The sequence below is a fragment of the Sphingobium ummariense RL-3 genome, assembly GCF_000447205.1.
GTDB classification, from domain to species: domain Bacteria; phylum Pseudomonadota; class Alphaproteobacteria; order Sphingomonadales; family Sphingomonadaceae; genus Sphingobium; species Sphingobium ummariense.
Genome location: NZ_AUWY01000039.1, coordinates 84,561 through 102,586, shown reverse-complemented (window position 1 = coordinate 102,586; position 18,026 = coordinate 84,561). Strand labels below are relative to the sequence as shown.

15 protein-coding genes and 1 pseudogene are annotated in these 18,026 nt (G+C 67.0%); 6 read left to right on the top strand and 10 right to left on the bottom strand.

The annotated features are described in order from the left end of the window. Positions 1–313 (bottom strand): annotated as a pseudogene (locus tag M529_RS29425) (DUF4129 domain-containing protein); the annotation flags it as partial. A 401-nt stretch (positions 314–714) separates the two neighbouring features. Here M529_RS29425 and M529_RS29420 point away from each other — a divergent pair. From M529_RS29420 to M529_RS29400, 6 genes are all read left to right on the top strand, one after another. Beyond that, complete coding sequence (locus M529_RS29420) at positions 715–1,515, top strand: DUF975 family protein (RefSeq protein ID WP_021316830.1); 801 nt, start codon at positions 715–717, stop codon at positions 1,513–1,515. Between the two features lie 14 nt (positions 1,516–1,529). Next, positions 1,530–2,441 (top strand): ROK family protein, encoded by a 912-nt coding sequence (locus M529_RS29415; protein WP_040600330.1) that lies wholly within the window; start codon positions 1,530–1,532, stop codon positions 2,439–2,441. Positions 2,442–2,526: 85 nt separating this feature from the next. Then, positions 2,527–5,838: a glycosyltransferase gene (locus M529_RS29410; protein WP_031294442.1), complete on the top strand. Its 3,312-nt coding sequence runs from the start codon at positions 2,527–2,529 to the stop codon at positions 5,836–5,838. A 12-nt stretch (positions 5,839–5,850) separates the two neighbouring features. After that, positions 5,851–6,405, top strand: coding sequence for a PDZ domain-containing protein (locus M529_RS0124225; RefSeq protein WP_021316827.1), 555 nt, complete (start codon positions 5,851–5,853; stop codon positions 6,403–6,405). Next, positions 6,402–7,088 carry a winged helix-turn-helix domain-containing protein gene (locus M529_RS29405; RefSeq protein WP_021316826.1) on the top strand — a complete coding sequence of 229 codons (687 nt, stop codon included), beginning with the start codon at positions 6,402–6,404 and terminating at the stop codon, positions 7,086–7,088. The genes M529_RS0124225 and M529_RS29405 overlap by 4 nt, the downstream gene beginning before the upstream one ends. Then, on the top strand, positions 7,072–8,469 hold the full coding sequence (locus M529_RS29400; protein ID WP_021316825.1) for a sensor histidine kinase: 1,398 nt from the start codon (positions 7,072–7,074) through the stop codon (positions 8,467–8,469). Before M529_RS29405 ends, M529_RS29400 begins: the two co-directional genes overlap by 17 nt. Before the next feature lie 176 nt (positions 8,470–8,645). On the opposite strand, the gene M529_RS29395 is transcribed toward M529_RS29400, so the two are convergent. From M529_RS29395 to dapA, 9 genes are all read right to left on the bottom strand, one after another. Beyond that, positions 8,646–9,761, bottom strand: a complete 1,116-nt coding sequence (locus M529_RS29395; RefSeq protein WP_021316824.1) for an aldose epimerase family protein — start codon at positions 9,759–9,761, stop codon at positions 8,646–8,648. Between the two features lie 280 nt (positions 9,762–10,041). Next, positions 10,042–10,788, bottom strand: a complete 747-nt coding sequence (locus M529_RS29390; protein ID WP_021316823.1) for a metallophosphoesterase family protein — start codon at positions 10,786–10,788, stop codon at positions 10,042–10,044. Next, positions 10,772–11,545 (bottom strand): nucleotidyltransferase family protein, encoded by a 774-nt coding sequence (locus M529_RS29385; RefSeq protein ID WP_021316822.1) that lies wholly within the window; start codon positions 11,543–11,545, stop codon positions 10,772–10,774. Before M529_RS29385 ends, M529_RS29390 begins: the two co-directional genes overlap by 17 nt. Before the next feature lie 350 nt (positions 11,546–11,895). Continuing rightward, positions 11,896–12,969 carry a recombinase RecA gene (gene recA, locus M529_RS29380; RefSeq protein WP_021316821.1) on the bottom strand — a complete coding sequence of 358 codons (1,074 nt, stop codon included), beginning with the start codon at positions 12,967–12,969 and terminating at the stop codon, positions 11,896–11,898. 99 nt (positions 12,970–13,068) lie between these two features. After that, positions 13,069–13,428 carry a response regulator gene (locus M529_RS29375; RefSeq protein WP_031294434.1) on the bottom strand — a complete coding sequence of 120 codons (360 nt, stop codon included), beginning with the start codon at positions 13,426–13,428 and terminating at the stop codon, positions 13,069–13,071. 82 nt (positions 13,429–13,510) lie between these two features. Then, positions 13,511–15,928, bottom strand: a complete 2,418-nt coding sequence (locus tag M529_RS29370) for a hybrid sensor histidine kinase/response regulator (protein WP_021316819.1) — start codon at positions 15,926–15,928, stop codon at positions 13,511–13,513. A gap of 44 nt (positions 15,929–15,972) precedes the next feature. Beyond that, positions 15,973–16,566 (bottom strand): DUF2062 domain-containing protein, encoded by a 594-nt coding sequence (locus M529_RS29365; RefSeq protein WP_021316818.1) that lies wholly within the window; start codon positions 16,564–16,566, stop codon positions 15,973–15,975. Continuing rightward, positions 16,566–17,048: an SsrA-binding protein SmpB gene (gene smpB / locus M529_RS29360; RefSeq protein ID WP_021316817.1), complete on the bottom strand. Its 483-nt coding sequence runs from the start codon at positions 17,046–17,048 to the stop codon at positions 16,566–16,568. Before smpB ends, M529_RS29365 begins: the two co-directional genes overlap by 1 nt. A gap of 43 nt (positions 17,049–17,091) precedes the next feature. Then, positions 17,092–17,970 carry a 4-hydroxy-tetrahydrodipicolinate synthase gene (dapA, locus tag M529_RS29355; protein WP_021316816.1) on the bottom strand — a complete coding sequence of 293 codons (879 nt, stop codon included), beginning with the start codon at positions 17,968–17,970 and terminating at the stop codon, positions 17,092–17,094. Positions 17,971–18,026 lie beyond the last annotated feature (56 nt).

The window sequence follows — 18,026 nt, the reverse complement described above, 5'->3', positions numbered from 1 at the left end:
GGGGAAGGCGCCAGACGCCGTTGCGGATGCGGTCCTGCACGATCCAGACCAGCAGCAGCGCCAGCGCCGCGATCATCGTCCACAGGAAGATGCGGGCATAGGGTGCGTCCGGCATGAAGCTCGACAGCCAGCGCAGGAAGCGGCCGACGGGCGCCAGCACCTTTTCTAGCCATTCGCCGAAGGCCTTGAGCCAGGCCGGCGGGGGTGGCTTGGGCGCGATGGGCATCATGTCGAACTGGATGTCGCCGCCTTCGCGCAATGCGCGATGCGCAGCGGCCAGCCGCTCGTCCGACACTCCATCCGCCTGGCTCATCGCCGTCCGCCCCCGATCGCTTCGAAACTAGGCGGCGACCGTGACGGGTGCAAGTCATTGGGCGGGAGGGGCTTGAGTCTGTTTGTATGGGGGAGATGGGTGGGGAGCGGACGTTAGTTTGTCTCCCCTCTCCCGCGTGCGGGAGAGGGCGGGGCCCGCCGCGAAGCGGTGGGAGGGTGAGGGCCTTTTCCTTGTGGTCTGAAGAAAAAAGCCCTCATCCAACTGCGCCTAGCCAGCAAGCTGGCAAGGCTCCGTATCCTTCTCCCGCCCGCGGGAGAAGGAAAAGCAACGGCCGCCTTTTGGACGATACCCGCCATCCAACGCCCGCCATCCACAAACGGATGACAAGCGTGCTTCTTTGCGGCAGCATGGCGGCGGGGACAGAGCAGGGGTAACCAGACATGGCGACAAGCGCACCGCGATTCGAACAACGCGGCTTTTCGATCGGAACCGTCATCAGCCGCACCTTCGCGGTGCTGGCCGACAATCCGCTGGCGACCTTCGGTTGCGCGCTGCTGTTCGGCGCCATCCCGCAAGTCCTCTACAGCTATTCCATCGGGTCGCAGCTCGCCAATGCGGAGCCGGGAAGCCAGCTCGCTATCGTGGTGATCTCGCTGGGATCGATGGTCGTCTTCCTGCTGCTCAGCATGCTGGTGCAGGGTGCGGTGGTGCGGGCCACCACCGCCTTTGCGGAAGGCGGCCGCGCCAGCTTCGCCGAGTGCCTGAGCGTCGGCCTGTCGGCCGCGGTGCCGCTGATCGGCCTCACCCTCCTGATGGCGCTGGGACTCATCGCGGGCTTCCTGCTGTTTTTCATTCCCGGCGTCATCCTGCTGCTGATGTGGGCGGTCGCGGTTCCGGCCCTGGTGACCGAGCGAATCGGCGTCTTCGCCGCCTTCAGCCGCAGCCGGGCGCTGACCAAGGGCGCGCGCTGGCGCATCTTCGGCCTGTACCTGCTGCTGTTCATCGTCATGTGGCTTTTCCTCATCCTCATCAGCCTCGTGCTGGGGATAGGCGGCCTGACCAGCGGGCTCGCGATTCAGGCGTCGCAGGGGACGGTGCCGGTCACATCGCTGATCGTTTCGGGCATCCTCAACACGATCACCATCGCCTTCTGGGGGGCGGCTCAGGCCAATCTCTACATCGCGCTGCGCGACTGGAAGGACGGCCCGCAGGGCGAGTCCCTGGCGGAGGTGTTCGCCTGACGCACGGACCACGGATTGCCGGGGTGGAGCTGGGCGGGACGAAGGCCATCGTCCTGCGCGCGGAGGGGAATGCCATCGCCGAGCAGGTGACGATCCCCACCACCAGCCCCACAGAGACGCTGGACGCGGCGGCGAACCTGCTGCGCCGCTGGCATGCGCAGGCGCCGTTCGACGCGCTGGGCATCGCGTCCTTCGGTCCGCTGCGGCTCGACCACGCCGCAGCGGATTTCGGCCGCATGCTGCCCACGCCCAAGCCGGGCTGGAGCGGCGCCGACATATTCGGGGCGCTTGCCGGCGCGATCGACTGTCCGGCCGCGATCGACACCGATGTCGACGGCGCAGCTCTGGCGGAGGCGCGCTGGGGCGTGGGCGCCGATGATCCCGCGCTGGCGGACGGCCTGTGCTACCTGACCATCGGCACGGGCGTGGGCGGGGGTTTCCTGTCGCGAGACCGACCGCTGCATGGGGCGATGCACCCGGAAGTCGGGCATATCGTCACCCGCCGCGCGCCCGGCGATCCCTTTCCCGGCATATGCCCCTTCCATGGCGACTGCATCGAGGGGCTGGTTTCCGGCCCGGCGCTCGCAGCCCGCTTCGGCATGCCCGGCGACCGGATCGCGCCGGACGATCCGCGCTGGGACCATGTCGCGCACGACATCGCGCAGCTGGTCGGGACGATCCTGCTGACCACGTCCGCCCGCTGCGTGCTGATCGGCGGCGGCGTCGGCATGGGTCGCGCCGCGCTGCTCGATCGGGTGCGGACGAAGGTCGTGGCGCAGCTTGCCGGCTATCTGCCGCATGTCGACGAGGCGAGCATCGGCCGGATCGTGCGCGCGCCGGCGCTGGGTGAACGGGCTGGCCCGCTGGGCGCCGTCGCGCTGGCGCTGGAGGCCCTGGATGCGGCAGGCCCGCTGCCGTCCGCGTGACAAAGAATTCATGATCGGATCATCCTCCCGGCGGGGATGAAGGCGTAGGGGGCCGGCATTTCCCCCCTTGCTGGGCCATGCGGACATGAGCACCCCCGTTTTCTTCGACCCCACCGGACAGCGCGGCGTCTGGGCGCGGCGCGCCGTGGCGGCGCTGCTCGTCCTGATCCTCGTCGCCGCGATCGCCTTTGCGACGACGCTGGTTTCGGTCCCGTCGGAGGGCGACCTCGCCCTGCCGCTCCGCCAGCCCCACGCCGCGCCCTTTTCGGGCGTGAGCCGCCTGCGCGACGATGTGCGGCGCTGGCTGCCGCACTGGAAGACCGGGCACCGGCAGGGCAAGCCGCTGACCGTGGGCTTCTACGTGCCCGACGACGAAAGCAGCCTCGCCTCCCTCCGCCGCCATGTCGACCAGCTCGACTGGGTGGTGCCGGCGCTGGTCACCGTCGCGGCCGACGGCACGCCCCAATTCCATGCCGACAGCCGGCTCGATCACATGATCGCCGCGATGAAGCGGCAGCCCAAGGTGCTGCCGATGGTCCAGAACCTGGCCGACGGAAGCTGGGACGGCGGGGGCATGGCGCGCCTGCTGCGCGATCCCGCCGCCAGCCGGCGCATGGCGGGCCGGCTCGGCACCTGGGCAACCCAGCATCGCTATGCCGGCCTCGTCATGGACCTGGAATCACTGCCGCCTAGCGCGATGGACGGCTATCTCCGCTTCCTCGGCCAGCTGCGCGCAGCGCTGCCCCAGCATGCGAAGCTGGCGGTCACGGTGCCGGCGGGCGACGAGAACTGGCCTCTGGCCCGTTTCGCCGCCATCGCCGACCGTGTCATCTTCATGGCCTATGACCAGCATTGGCAGGGCGGCCAGCCCGGCCCCATCGCCGCGCAGGACTGGTTCGCGCGGCAGGTGGCCATGGCGCAGCGCCGCATCGGGGCCGACCGCATCGTCGTCGCGCTCGGCAGCTACGCCTATGACTGGCATGGCGGCGGGGCGGACGCCTTGTCGCTCGACGAAGCCTGGCTTGCGGCACACGACAGCGATGCCGGCGTCAGCTATGACCCGGCGAGCGGCAATGCCGGCTTCGCCTATGACGAGGCGGGCCAGCGCCACCAGATCTGGATGCTGGACGCCGCCGCCAGCTGGAACCAGCTGCAGATCCTGCGGCGCCTCGGCATCCGCAGCGTCGCGCTGTGGCGGCTGGGCAGCGAGGATCCAGGCCTGTGGCCCGACCTCGCCGCCTGGCGCGGCAAGGGACGGCCCGACCTTGCCCGGCTCGACAGCACGCTGAACACCGACGTCGAGGGCAGCGGCGAGATATTGCGCATCACCGCCACGCCCACCCAGGGCCATCGCAGCGTGGCCTTCGACGGATCGGACATGATCCGGCGGGAGCGCTATACCCGCCTTCCCACCCCCTATCAGGTCGAGCGCACCGGCGCCCGCAACCGGATGCTGGCGCTGACCTTCGACGATGGCCCGGACGCCGAATGGACGCCGCAGATCCTGTCCGTGCTGGAGCGGATGCATGTCCCCGCCACCTTCTTCGTCATCGGCGAGAATGCGCTGGAGCACCCCGCCCTGCTGCGCCGGATCGTCGCCGACGGCGACGAGATCGGCAACCACAGCTACGACCATCCCAACCTGGCGGGCGCATCGGCGGAGGCCACGCGGCTGGAACTGAATGCCACGCAGCGGCTGGTGCAGGCCTATACGGGCCGTTCCATGCGGCTGTTCCGCGCGCCCTATTTCGGCGACGCGGAACCCACCACCGCGGACGAACTCGGCCCGGCGCTCGAGGCGCAGAAGGCGGGCTATACGGTCGTCGGCCTGCATGTCGATCCCAATGACTGGCAGCGGCCGGGCGAGGATGCGATCGTCCGGCAGGTGGTGGAGCAGGTCCATGCCGTGACCCCCGACCGGTCGGAAAACATCATCCTGCTGCACGACGGCGGCGGCAACCGGGCGGAGACGGTGGCCGCCCTGCCCCGCATCATCGCAACGCTGCGGGCGGAAGGCTATCGCTTCGTGCCGGTCTCGCGCCTCGCGGGGCTGTCGCCCGCCGCCGCCATGCCGCCGGTCGAGGCGGGCGACCTGACCGCGGTGCGCATCGACGTCGCCGCCTTCGTCACGCTGGCGGTGCTGGGCACGCTGCTGGGCTGGCTTTTCTACCTCGCCATCTCGCTCGGCCTTGCCCGTGCGGTGCTGATGGCGGGGCTTGCCTGGTTCCAGTCGAAGCGCAGCCGGCCCCGGCCGCCCGTCCACGCGCCCGCCGTCTCCGTCATCATCCCCGCCTATAACGAGGCGCGGGTGATCGAGGCGTCGGTGCGCCGCGTGCTGGCCAGCGATTATCCGGGCCTGCAGCTCATCGTCGCCGACGACGGATCGAAGGACGCCACCAGCGCGATCGTCGCCGCCGCCTTCGCCGACGATCCGCGCGTCACGCTGCTGACCCTTGCCAATGGGGGCAAGGCGTCGGCGCTCAACCGGGCGCTGCGGCATGCCGTGGGCGAGGTGGTGATCGCGCTCGACGCCGATACCCAGTTCGAGCCGCAGACCATCGCCCGCCTCGCCCGCTGGTTCGCCGATCCGGCGATCGGCGCGGTCGCGGGCGATGCACGGGTCGGCAACCGCGTCAACCTCGTCACCCGCTGGCAGGCGGTGGAATATATCACGGCGCAGAATCTGGAACGCAGGGCACTGGCCGGCTTCGACGCCATGACGGTCGTACCCGGCGCAGTCGGCGCCTGGCGCCGCGCGGCGCTGGACGCCGTAGGCGGCTATCCGGAGGATACGCTGGCCGAGGACCAGGATCTTACCATCGCGATCCAGCGCGCCGGCTGGCGCGTCACCTACGATCCCGAGGCGGTGGCGTGGACCGAGGCGCCCGAAAGCTTCAAGGCGTTGTCGAAACAGCGCTACCGCTGGGCCTTCGGCACGCTGCAATGCCTGTGGAAGCATGGCGGCGTGCTGCGCGAGCGGCGCCCCGCTGGCCTGGCCCTCATCGGCCTGCCGCAGGCCTGGCTGTTCCAGATCGCCTTCGCCGCGATCTCTCCGCTGATCGACCTTGCGCTCGTCCTGTCGATCGCCGGCACGGTGCTGCGGGTGCAACAGCATGGCTGGGCGCAGACCAATGGCGATGTGCTGCGCATGGCGCTCTACTGGCTGGTCTTCACCGCCGTCGACATCGCCTGTGGCTGGGTCGCCTATCGGCTCGACGGCCGCCGCCCGCGCTATCCCGCGCACCTGCTGGTCGCACAGCGCTTCGTCTATCGCCAGATCATGTATTGGGTGGTGGTGCGCGCCATCGCGTCCGCCATCGGCGGCTGGGTGGTCGGCTGGGGCAAGTTGGAGCGGTCGGGCCGGGTCAGCGTGGCAGCCCCGGCGGCGGCGGCATGAACAAAGCGTAACATGACTTTCCCGACGATTTCCCCGATCCTTATCCACGGCGGCGCGGATATCTCCTCCATTGCCCCTTCCGCGTCGCCACCGGCGGAGGGGATATCCCGCGAAACGAAGCTGACGGTGGACGGAAGGGAAGAAGGACCAGGATCGACCGGCGGCAGGCCGGTGCACAAGAACGCCACAGGCCTGCTGCTGGCGATGCTTGCCCTGTGTGCCCTGCTGCTGAGCGGCGCCTTCTTCCTCCATGCCCGCCATTTCGCCGGCAGCCATGCCAGCGCCTCAGGCCAGGCAGCCCGGCTGCTTCCCGGCCTGACCCTCGACGATGCCGATCCGCCCGGCTCCGGCGTCGTCGTCACCAGCATGGAATCGGGCGGCCAGGCGGCGCGGCTGGGCATTTCGGTCGGCGACGATGTGGTCCAGATCGACGGCACCCCCGTCGGTTCGCTGGATCAGGCCAGCGCTTATCTGCTACGCAAGGACGGTTCGCGCCTGATCCTGCGCCTGCGGCGGCAGGACCAGATGCGGGTGGTAACGCTGGACCGGAGCGCAGGGGCACGATGACCCAGAAGATCCTGGTGGTGGAGGACGATCCCGCCACCGCCGCCTATATCGCCAAGGGCATGGCCGAGGCGGGTTTCACCGTCGATCAGGCGGACAACGGCCGCGACGGCCTATTCCTGGCCAGCGACGGCAGCTACGGCGCGATCATCCTCGACCGGATGATGCCCGCCATGGACGGGATGGCGGTGCTGAAGGCGCTGCGCGCCGCGGATATCCAGACGCCGGTCATTTTCCTGTCCGCGCTCGGCACGGCCGAGGACCGGGTGGAGGGACTGACCAGCGGTTCGGACGACTATCTGACCAAGCCGTTCGCCTTCGCCGAGCTGCTAGCACGGGTACAGCTGCTGCTGCGCCGGAACGGATCGGGCAGCACGGTGGTGACAGTGCTGCGGCACGACGATCTGGAGATGGACCTGCTGGCCCGCCGGGTGAAGCGCGGCGGCCGCGGCGTCGACCTGCAGCCGCGCGAGTTCCGCCTGCTCGAATATTTCCTGCGCCATGCCGACCAGGTGGTGACGCGCACCATGCTGCTGGAAGGCGTCTGGGACTATCATTTCGATCCCGGGACCAACGTGATCGACGTCCATGTCAGCCGCCTGCGCCGCAAGCTGGACGACGGATCGGACCGGCCGCTGCTTCACACGGTTCGCGGCATGGGCTATCGCCTTGGCGCCGAGGCCTGACCCGGCGAAACGCTGGCGGGCACTGGCGCGGTCGACCATCGGGCGCTTCGTCGGCTTGGCCTTTCTCTGTCAGTTTCTGGTGACGGGCGGCATCCTGCTGTTCGTCCAGCAGGCGAGCCAGCGCACCGTGGTCGCGGCCGACCAGGCGACGGTGCTGGAATTGCGGGACGAACTGGTGGCGCTGGCGCGGCAGGGCGGCATCCCGGCCGTGCGCCATACCATCGAGCGCCGTCTACCCGCCATCAGCGGCGAGCGGATCGTGCTGCTGCTCGCGGATCGCGGCGGCCGGCCTGTCGCCGGCAATCTGGGCGCCTGGCCCGCCACGCTGGAGGCGGACAGCGATTGGCAGACCATCGATCTCTACCGCATCGACAGCCCCTCGCCCGAGCCGATGGGCGTCGCCACCGCGACCCTGCCGGGGGGTGGCCGGCTGCTCGCTGGACTGGTCATGGGCGACAGCATGGCGCTGACCCGCATCTATGAGGAGGCGCTGAGCGTCGCCTTCCTGCTGAGCCTCTGCCTCACCCTCGTCATCGCGCTGCTGCTCGGTCGCATGCTGGCGCGGCAGGTGTCGGCCATCGCGGAGACGGCCAACGCCGTCGCGGTAGGCGCCCTGCACCGGCGGGTCGACACCGACGGCAGCGGCGATGCCTTCGACCGCCTGGGCGAGTCGATCAACGCGATGCTGGAGCGGATCGACGCGCTGGTGACTCAGCTGCGGATGATGACCGACGGCCTGGCCCATGACCTGAAGTCGCCCGTGACGCGACTGATGTCAGTGGTCGAGCAGGCCAGCGCCCAGACCAGCGACGAGGCCGCGCTCGACGCGCTGGAGAAGGTCCATCGCGAGGCGCAGGCGCTGGAAGGCATGCTCTCGACCGCCCTGCTCATCAGCCGAACGGAAGCGGGCTTCGGCAGCGACCGGCTGTGCGACACCGGCATCGGCGAATTGCTGCGCGACGTGGCGGAAGTGTACGGGCCGCTGATCGAGGACAGCGGCTTCGCGCTGGAGGTGGCCGCGCCCGCCGGTCTCGCCTTCCCGCTACACCGCGAGCTCATCAGCCAGGCGCTCGCCAACCTGATCGAGAATGCGCTCAAATATGCCGAGAGCGGCGACCACATCCGGATCGAGGCAGGGGTTCAGGCGCAGGGCAGGCAGCTTATCCTTGCGGTGGCGGACAATGGCCCCGGCATTCCCGAAGCACAACGCGTAGAGGCGCTGAAGCGATTCGGCCGGCTCGATCCGGCGCGCGGCAAGCCAGGCTCCGGCCTGGGACTGTCGCTGGTGGAAGCAGTGGCGCGGCTGCATCACGGCGCCATCGCGCTGGAAGACGACGGCCCGGGATTGCGGGTGGTCATGACGCTCAATCGCGCCGGATAGGCAGAAAAAACACATCCCGGGCGGTTCAACAGCGCGTGCAGTTCGCCGCGACACCGCCCGGGATGGCAGACACTGCCATTGCCGAGAAGCAATGTCAGCGCTGTCATTTTGTTATTTAGGGGGTTCTCTTCGCCTGTTCAACTGAAATCGTCATGCTGGCGTGAAGTGCGGACCGTTCAGCGCTTCACCGACAGCCGATAGACCATCACATGATGATAGGGCTTGTCCGGATCGATGCGCGTGGAGACAAAGCCGGGCTGGTTCGGGGAGTCGGGAAATTTCTGCGGCTCCAGCGCGATGCCATCACCCTGGCGGTAGAGATGTCCGTGCTTGCCTGGAAAAGCGGAGGGGGAATTGCTGGTATAGAGTTGTAGGCCCGGTTCGGTCGTCAGCACCTCCAGCACCCGGCCCGATCCCGGGTCTTCCAGCCGCGCGGCCAATTCGGGGGTTTTGGTGAGGCCCTTGTCGAGCGCGAAATTATGATCATAGCCCCGGCCATACAGGATCTGCTGGTCGCGGCCGTCGCGCGCGCGGTCTCCCACCCGATGCGGCGTGCGGAAATCGAACGGTGTTCCCGCCACGGGCTTCAACTCCCCGGTCGGGATCAGCTTCGCATTGACCGGCGTGTAGGCCTTGGCAGGAATGGTCAGCACATGGCCGAGCGCGCCGACCGCCGTGCCTTCCCCGGCGAGGTTGAAAATAGCATGATTGGTCATGTTGACCACCGTCGGTTTGTCGGTCTTCGCGTCGAAGGCGATGGTCAGCGCGCCGCTCTCATCGAGCGAATAGGAGACCGTGGCGTCGAGCGTGCCTGGAAAGCCCTGGTCGCCATCCGGGCTGAGATGGGACAGAATGACGCGGGCGACCGAGCCGCTCGTCACCGACGCCACCTTCCAGGCGATCTTGTCGAACCCCTTCGGACCGCCGTGCAGCGTGTTGCCGCCGCTATTGATCGGCAGCTGGTAGTTCCTGCCGTCCAGGATGAAAGTGCCGCCGGCGATGCGATTGGCGTAACGGCCGGCCGTCACGCCGAAGAAGCTGGGATGCTCCACATAGCCGGCCAGATCATCATAGCCGAGCAGGACATCGGCCGCCTTGCCGTTTCTGTCCGGGGCGGAGAGCGACTGCAGCGTCGCGCCATAGCTCAGGATTCGTGCCGTCACGCCATGGCCGTTCGACAGTGTAACCGTCTCGATTGCCGTGCCATCGGCCAGCGTGCCTGCCGGCGCTCGGCTGGCTTCCGCGCCGAGAGCGGGAGAGGCGGCTGCGGCCAGGATGACCATGGCCGGCATCAGCCCCCTGCCCAGAAACGTCCTATTTGCCTTTCGCATGCATTCCTCCCGCACTCGATGCCTTGGCGCATCTGCAGGGACTATAGTGGGTGGAAATTTCAGGCTTGCGAAAAAACATTGCTCAAGCAACAGAATTCGCTATTATGTCTGAGTAATGGGGCGCAAACGCCGCAAAGTTCTCCATGGGACGTGTCCCTCTAAAGCGGCCCATGGCAAGGCGGCCGCACCGGTCGATACTCTCCAATAGTCCGGTGCGGCCGCCTTTTTCCCTTGGACGAGATCAGTCCAGCGAGAAGAGGGCGTAGGGGCGCCCCATGCGCTCCGTCACCACGAACTGCGCGCAATTGTACACCGGCACGCCGCCGGGCGTTTTGCCTTCGAAGGTGCCGCGATGGGCATGGCCATGCACGGCGAAACGCACATTATCGAAGCGGTCGATCGCCTCCGCCAGCCGGGAGGAACCCAGAAAGGGGAAGATCTCCGGCGGCTCGCCTGCCACCGTCGCGGCGATCGGCGCATAGTGCAGCACCGCGACGCAGCGGTCGGTCCGCAGCGAGCGCAGGGCGTTTTCGAGCTTGCGCGCCTCGTTGATCGATTCCTCGACGAAGCCCTTTATCGCCTGCTCGCCGAACGCGCCCAGTTCGCCGCGTCCGAAACCGCCGACGAAGCCCTTCACCCCGGCAAAGCCGACGCCCGCAATCTCCACCGCCTGCTCATCGAGTACGGTGACCCCGGCGCTGCGCAGGATACGCACGACCTCTTCAGGCTGGCCGCATTCATAGTCATGGTTGCCCAGCACCGCGACGACGGGAATGGTGCAGTGGCGCAGGTCCTCCGCCAGGATCTCCGCTTCCCGCGTCTTGCCGAAATTGGTGAGATCACCACACAGCGCCAATATGTCGGCCTGTTCGGATATCTGCTCGAAAAGTGCGCTGTATCGATGCTGGGACGTGTCGGTCACATGCAGGTCGCCAATCGCCGCCAGCGTCAATCCGTTGCGCTGCGATCCGTCACTGGTTTCGGTCATGGCTCTCCTCCAACCCCTTGCCGACCACATCGGCAAAGCCCCATTCGGTGATATCGACCAGATAGTCGCGCGGTGACAGCAGCCGCCCGCGGCAGACACGGACATTGGGAACCGGCAGTTCGCTGCGCGTCTGCAACCGACCCAGCAGCTCCTCGAACAGCCAGAGCGGGATGCAGTGCCGTTCCGTCGGGTAGATGAAGCGGAAATTGAGCAGGTGGATCAGCAACAATTCCCAGTGCAGCTCCATCGCATCGAGCAGCCTTTGCCAGCCGATCCGCTCATGCTGCTTCAGGATCATGTGCGCCACGTCCGCCCCGTCATAGCGGTAGCGGTCTTGGATGAAGAGCTTGGACAGGATGAACTCGGTCGGCGGGGTGATCCGGACGGTGGTGCCATATACCTCCGCATGATCGGCTTCGCGAAACCATTCCTCCGTCACGGGCAGGCTGGCCGACGAGATATTGTAGATGACGTCGAAGAAATTGTCGCCCTTCCAGACCTTCCCGATCCAGCGCTCGTCCTCGAATTCCACCTCATGACCGAGCTGGCGGAAGTAGGCCAGGATGCGCGGCGCATCCCCCGCCTTGCAGAACACGTCCAGATCCTTCGTCGGCCGGACGATGCCGGTGTGGCACCCCAGCGCATAGGTGCCCGAGAGCATGAAAGGGATGCCGGATTCGACCAGGTGGCGCAGGCTGTCGGTATAGAAGTCCGCCGCTTGCGGAGGCGGGTCGAACGTGGTGGCGCATTGCGTCATCGGAGCCTCGCGTCGGAGTGGAAAGCAAGGAACGGGCGAGAAAGCGCTCCGTTCCGCAAGCCTCCGGCACACCGGACTCGGGTTTTTCGCCTATGCCGCCGGGGAAACGCCGCTTAAACATGCTCGCCTCCCGCCACCGCAGGCACCGCCATCAGCGGCGAGAGCAGATGCTGGATGATGCATCGCCGGCCCGCGCGGAATGGACATCACGCCATGTCAGGATAGTCCTGAACGGTAAAAGGCCCGTCGCGCAAGACTACGCGACGGGCCTTTTCAGTGCGTGAGGCGGCAGGCGGGCGAGGCCGTGCCGGTCGTTCCGCCGGCTATACGGGCCGGCGGGGGTGACCTGCTTACTCGCCCTCGTCCTCCGCCTCGGGTCCGGCCATCATCCCTTCGGCGACCTCCTCGGTCTTGCCCCGGATCGCCTTTTCCAGGCGCGCCGCCATTTCGGGATTATTCTTGAGATAGGTCTTGGCGTTCTCCCTCCCCTGCCCGATGCGGACCGAGTCATAGGACAGCCAGGCACCGGATTTCTCCACCAGCCCGGCCTTGACGCCGATGTCGAGCAGTTCGCCGAGTTTCGACACGCCCTCGCCATACATGATGTCGAACTCGACCTGCTTGAAGGGCGGGGCGACCTTGTTCTTGACCACCTTCACCCGGGTCGCGTTGCCGACGATGTCGTCGCGGTCCTTGATCTGGCCCGTGCGGCGGATGTCGAGCCGTACCGAGGCGTAGAATTTCAGCGCGTTGCCGCCGGTCGTCGTTTCCGGATTGCCGTACATGACGCCGATCTTCATGCGCACCTGGTTGATGAAGATGACCAGGCAGCGCGAGCGGCTGATCGAGCCGGTCAGCTTTCGCAGCGCCTGGCTCATCAGTCGGGCCTGCAGGCCGACATGGCTGTCGCCCATCTCGCCCTCAATCTCTGCGCGCGGCACAAGCGCGGCGACCGAGTCGATCACCAGCACGTCGATCGCGTTCGACCGCACCAGCGTGTCGACGATTTCCAGCGCCTGCTCGCCAGTGTCGGGCTGCGATACGATCAGTTCGTCTATGTCAACGCCCAGCTTCTTGGCATAGCCGGGGTCGAGCGCATGCTCGGCGTCGACGAAAGCGGCGATGCCGCCCATCTTCTGCGCCTCGGCGATGGCGTGGAGGGCAAGGGTCGTCTTGCCCGAGCTTTCCGGCCCGTAGATCTCGACGATGCGCCCGCGCGGCAGGCCGCCGATGCCGAGCGCGATGTCGAGGCCGAGCGACCCGGTCGAGATCGCCTCGATCTCGATCTTCTCCCGGCTGCCCAGCTTCATGGCCGAACCCTTGCCGAACGCGCGGTCAATCTGGGAAAGCGCCGCTTCCAATGCCTTCTGTCTGTCCATTGTCCCTGTCTTCTTGGAATCGATGAGTGAGAGCATTGCGGTCATGGCCCGGTCTCCTGTCAAGCGGAGCACGCCGGGTCACCGGCGGCATGGCCATGATGTATCCTGTTTGTTCTATAAGAACAAGAGGGGAACGGAATTTTCCTATCCCGCCGCCAGAACCTTGCCCAGCGCCCGTTCCACCGCACCGATGGTGAAAGGCTTGGCCAGCGTCGGCCGGCTTGCATGCTGCTGAGGCAGGTCGTCCGCCATGCCCCCGGTCGCGAAGACGAACGGGACGCCGCGCTCGGCCAGGATATCAGCGACGGGCCAGCTCTTCTCGCCCTGCAGGTTGCAGTCGATCAGCGCCGCATCGAACCCGCCCTGCCGCGCCTGATCGCAGGCATCGTCCACCGACATGGCGATGCCGTGGAGCCGATAGCCCAGCGTCTCCAGATAGTCCTCCAGCATCATCCCGATCATCGCCTCGTCCTCGACGACCAGAATCGATTTGCCCTCCGCCATGCCTTCCCTTTCCCTGCCCTTGCTGTCCGCCATCACGCCGTCGGCGCCGCGCCCGTCATAATCGCATGACATGACGGGAAGTTCATTCTGCCGCCGGCCGCATCGCGAGCGCGTCGCGCGCCGCCTCCGCCAGCTGGCTGACGGAGAAGGGCTTGGGCAGGAAGGCGACATTGGCGATGTCGATCGACTTGCGCAGCTGCTCCTCGGCATAGCCGGACATGAACAGCACCGGCAGGTCGGGATGCGCCCGCCGCGCCTGCGCGACCATGGTCGGTCCATCCATATTGGGCATCACCACGTCGGAGATGAGCAGGTCGATCCGCTCCTCGCCGCCCAGCACCTCCAACCCCTGCTCGCCGTCATTCGCGGTCAGCACCTTATAGCCCTGCCGCGCCAGCGCCCGCTCCGCAACGGCGCGCACCATGTCCTCGTCCTCCACCAGCAGCACCGTGCCGGTACCCCAGGTGTCGCTGCGCCGCGCGGGGGCCTGCGCCTTGGTCTGCTCGATGTCCGCCCCCTGATAAACGGGCAGGTAGATGACGAAGCTCGCCCCGCGCCCCAGTTCGGATTCGGCAAAGATATAACCGCCCGACTGCTTGACGATGCCATAGACGGTGGACAGGCCAAGGCCCGTGCCCTTGCCCAGTTCCTTGGTGGTGAAGAAGGGCTCGAACACCTTGGACAGAATGTCGGGCGGAATACCGAGGCCGGTGTCGGACACGCGCAGCGCGGTATAATTGGCCGCGGGCAGGATTTCCTGCCGCATCTCGCGCACCTTGTGCGCCGGCACCGCATAGGTCTGGATGTTGAGCGTGCCGCCTTCGGGCATGGCGTCGCGCGCGTTGACCGCGAGATTGACGATCACCTGCTCCAGCTGGCCCGGATCGGCACGGACCGCGCCCAGGTTGCGTCCGTGGCTGACCTCCAGCCGCACGCTTTCACCCAGCAGGCGCTTCAGCAGGTTCGACACGTCGGCGACGATGTCGGGCAGCTGCAGCACCTGCGGCCGCAGCGTCTGTTGCCGCGAGAAGGCGAGCAGCTGGCGGGTCAGCCCCGCCGCGCGGTTGCTGTTGGACTTGATCTGCTGGATATCATCATAGTCGCTGTCGCCCGGCGTGTGGCGCATCAGCATCAGATCGCAATGGCCGATGATCGCAGTAAGGATGTTGTTGAAGTCGTGCGCAACACCTCCGGCGAGCTGGCCGATCGCCTGCATCTTGGTCGCCTGCGCCACCTGGCGCTTGAGCTTGCTTTCCTCGCTGTTGTCCTTGAGGCTGAGCAGCACCGCCGCTTCTCCCAGGCCGCGCACACCCGCCAGGCTGAGCGCCGTCGGCTCATCGGGCTGGATCCGAAGGCGGACGGCGATGTCGCCCGACATCTGCGGCCCTACGGCGAAGCGTCGGACGGCGTCGGCGACGGCGGCCTGGTCCTCGCGTATCACCAGATCGCCCGGATAACTCGGCTTGTCACCGATGCGTAGGCCAGCGGCCCGCGCAAAGGCGTTGTTGAGGAACAGGACCCGCCCGTCCCGATCCGCCATGGCAAGGCCGAAGGGCAGCAGCGACAGAAGCGTCTCGATATAGGAAAGCGCCGACGTGCCGCCGCCGCCCGCTGGCTCGTCGATCAGCAGCAGAAGCATCGGCCCGTCCTGGGCCCCGCCGGAAGCACTCGCCTGGCTGGCGCGCTTGAGCGGCACCTGGAGCAGCCGCAGCGGCAGCCCGCCAGTCTGCTCGCGTGCGAGGAACAGCCGGCCCTTGTCGTCGACCCGCATGTGCGAGGCAAAGTCCCGCCCGGTGATGTTGGCGTCGATCCGCCCCGCGGCACGCAGCAGGAAGGCGCCGTTGGCGGCGCGGATGCGCCCCTCCCCGCCGATCAGCACAGCCATCACCCCTGCCTCGCCCATCTGCCGGCCTGCCTCGCCGGTGAGCAAGCGGTTGACGTCATCCAGTGCGCTCGGCTGACGCATCGGGGTGAAGCGCCAGAGCAGATAATCTTCCGAGCGCCCGGTGCGGCCGATGTCGACATCCAGGCGCATCGCGCCGTGCGGCACGCTTTCCACCTTCGCCACGCCGTCGCGCCATGCCGCGCGCGCCGCGTGGGCGAGATTCTCGCTAAGCGCGCCATCGGCCGTTACGCCCGGGGGGGTGGGATAGCCAGGGAACCATTCACCGAACAGGTCGCTGGCGCAGACCAGCCGTCCCGCCCGGTCGGTGACCGCAATCGCCATGTTGGACGCATCCGCCGCCGCCCGGGCGACGGTCCAGTCGGGTAAGGCCTCGCCTTCGGCCCCCTGCGGCGGATAAAGGTTTCGATACCAGCGCATCAGCGCGGCAATGGCGAGCAGCATGGCCGCGAAACCCGCGACCAGCCTCCAGTCGCCGATGGCATAGAAGAGCAGCGCCGAGGAGAGCAGCGCAGCCAGGATCAGCAAGGGCAGCGCCGCGCGCGAAGGCGGCTGCGCCAGCCAGACCTCCTCATCCTTTTTCAGCCGCGCGGCCATGATCCGCACACCCCCTGCACCAACATTGGACGATCCGCCTGCGCTCAGGCGGAGGCAGGCTCCTCCAATGCGCCGCTTTCATGGGCCTTGCCAATCCTCAATTTGCGGGCATGCCATTTCCGGCCCATGCGATGACGCCAGACCCAGTCGGCCACGAAATATCCGACCGCGGCGGCAGCGAGCGAGATGAGCGCCAGGCCGAACAGCATCGCCGGCGCGGCCTCGGAAAACAGCCAGGCGCACCACTGGCCGATGGAGGCATGTTCCTCGACCAGAGCCATGAAGCCCGACGCGTCGGCGGACCGCCCCAGCATCCAGTTGCCGATATAGACCGATGCCCAGAGGATCAGCGGCGTCGTCGCGGGATTGGACAGGAACGTCATGGCCGCAGCCAGCGGGATATTGGCGCGAAACGGCAGCGCCAGCAGCGCCGCGCCCGCGATCTGCACACCCGGGATCAGCAGGAATATGCCGACGAGCAGGCCCAGCGCTACGCCACGGGGCACCGACCGCCGGGTAAACCGCCACAACGAAGGCTCCAGCACGCGATGCGCGACAGGGGCGATGAAGCGGTTGTTCTCCAGGGATTCACGCGTCGGCGCATTGGCATGCCACCAGCGGGACAGTCGGTTGTCCATCAGCGGTGCGCCTTCATGATGCGCTGCTGGTCCCGTTTCCAGTCCCGTTCCTTGATCGTGTCGCGTTTGTCGTGGGTCTTCTTGCCGCGGGCGAGCGCCAGTTCGACCTTCGCCCTGCCGCGGCCGTTGAAGTAGATGGACAGGGGCACGAGCGTCATGCCCTTGCGCTCCACCGCGCCGTGCATCCGCGCGATCTCGCGTTCGTGCAGAAGCAGCTTGCGGGGCCGCTTGGGCTCATGGTTGAAGCGGTTGCCGTGGCTGATTTCGGGGATGTTGCTGTTGACCAGCCACACTTGGTCGCCTTTCACCTCGGCATAGCTCTCGGCGATATTGCCCTCGCCGAAGCGCAGCGACTTCACTTCCGTGCCTTGCAGCGCAATGCCGGCCTCGAACACGTCCTCCAGAAAATATTCAAAGCGCGCGCGCCGGTTCTCGGCGACGATCTTCTTCTTGTCGAACAGTTCGGGACGGGGACGCGCCATGACGGATTATCAACTCACTTCACCATATAGGGCGTATGCCCTGTCAAACCAGTCCCGCGATCTCCAGCGCCCGGTCCACCGCTGTCCGGCTCGAGTCCGACGGCCAGGTGATCGGCAGGCGGAGCTCCCCGGGCATATCGGGCCGTACCCGCGTAAGAGCATATTTGACCGGGCCAGGTGAAGAATCGCTGAACAGGGCATCGTGCAACGGATAGAGACGATCCTGCAGCGCCAAGGCACCATTCCAGTCGCCTTCCATGCAGGCACGCTGGAAATCGGCGACCATGCGCGGCGCGACATTGGCGGTGACCGAGATACAGCCCCGCCCGCCCATGGCGTTGAATCCCAGCGCGGTTTCATCATTGCCCGACAGCTGGCAGAAGTCCGGGCCGCAGGCGAGTCGCTGCGCGGTGACCCGCCCCAGATTTCCGGTCGCATCCTTGATGCCGACGATCGTCTGATATTCCTGCGCCAGCCGGTGGATCACCGGTACGCCGATGTCAGTGATGGTCCGGCTGGGCACATTATAGAGAATGATCGGCAGGTCGCAGCGTTCGGCCAGATAGGCGAAATGGCGATAGACGCCTTCCTGATTGGGCTTGTTGTAATAGGGCGCGACGATCAGGGCAGCGTCGGCGCCAGCCGCCTGGGCGGCATACATATGCTCCAGCGCGATCTTCGTATCGTTGGAACCACAGCCGGCGATCACCGGTACCCGGCCAGCCGCCTGGTCGACGCAGACCGCGACGACCCGGTTATGCTCCTCGACCGTCATGGTCGCACTTTCGCCGGTCGTGCCACAGGGCACCAGCGCGCTTGATCCTTCGGCGATCTGCCAGTCGACGAAAGCGCGGAACGCGGCCTCGTCCACCGTTCCGTCGCGAAAAGGAGTCACCAGGGCTGGTATGGACCCGGAAAACATCAATTTACTCCTTCAACTCTCCGGGCTTCCGGGGCATGATCGGGTGAGCCGCGCGC

Coding starts and splice junctions, on each gene's coding strand:
- M529_RS29420 (WP_021316830.1), top strand. CDS start 715: ATGGCGACAAGCGCACCGCGATTCGAACAACGCGGCTTTTCGATCGGA.
- M529_RS29410 (WP_031294442.1), top strand. CDS start 2,527: ATGAGCACCCCCGTTTTCTTCGACCCCACCGGACAGCGCGGCGTCTGG.
- M529_RS0124225 (WP_021316827.1), top strand. CDS start 5,851: ATGACTTTCCCGACGATTTCCCCGATCCTTATCCACGGCGGCGCGGAT.
- M529_RS29405 (WP_021316826.1), top strand. CDS start 6,402: ATGACCCAGAAGATCCTGGTGGTGGAGGACGATCCCGCCACCGCCGCC.
- M529_RS29395 (WP_021316824.1), bottom strand. CDS start 9,761: ATGCCGGCCATGGTCATCCTGGCCGCAGCCGCCTCTCCCGCTCTCGGC.
- M529_RS29390 (WP_021316823.1), bottom strand. CDS start 10,788: ATGACCGAAACCAGTGACGGATCGCAGCGCAACGGATTGACGCTGGCG.
- M529_RS29385 (WP_021316822.1), bottom strand. CDS start 11,545: ATGACGCAATGCGCCACCACGTTCGACCCGCCTCCGCAAGCGGCGGAC.
- recA (WP_021316821.1), bottom strand. CDS start 12,969: ATGACCGCAATGCTCTCACTCATCGATTCCAAGAAGACAGGGACAATG.
- M529_RS29375 (WP_031294434.1), bottom strand. CDS start 13,428: ATGGCGGAGGGCAAATCGATTCTGGTCGTCGAGGACGAGGCGATGATC.
- M529_RS29370 (WP_021316819.1), bottom strand. CDS start 15,928: ATGGCCGCGCGGCTGAAAAAGGATGAGGAGGTCTGGCTGGCGCAGCCG.
- M529_RS29365 (WP_021316818.1), bottom strand. CDS start 16,566: ATGGACAACCGACTGTCCCGCTGGTGGCATGCCAATGCGCCGACGCGT.
- smpB (WP_021316817.1), bottom strand. CDS start 17,048: ATGGCGCGTCCCCGTCCCGAACTGTTCGACAAGAAGAAGATCGTCGCC.
- dapA (WP_021316816.1), bottom strand. CDS start 17,970: ATGTTTTCCGGGTCCATACCAGCCCTGGTGACTCCTTTTCGCGACGGA.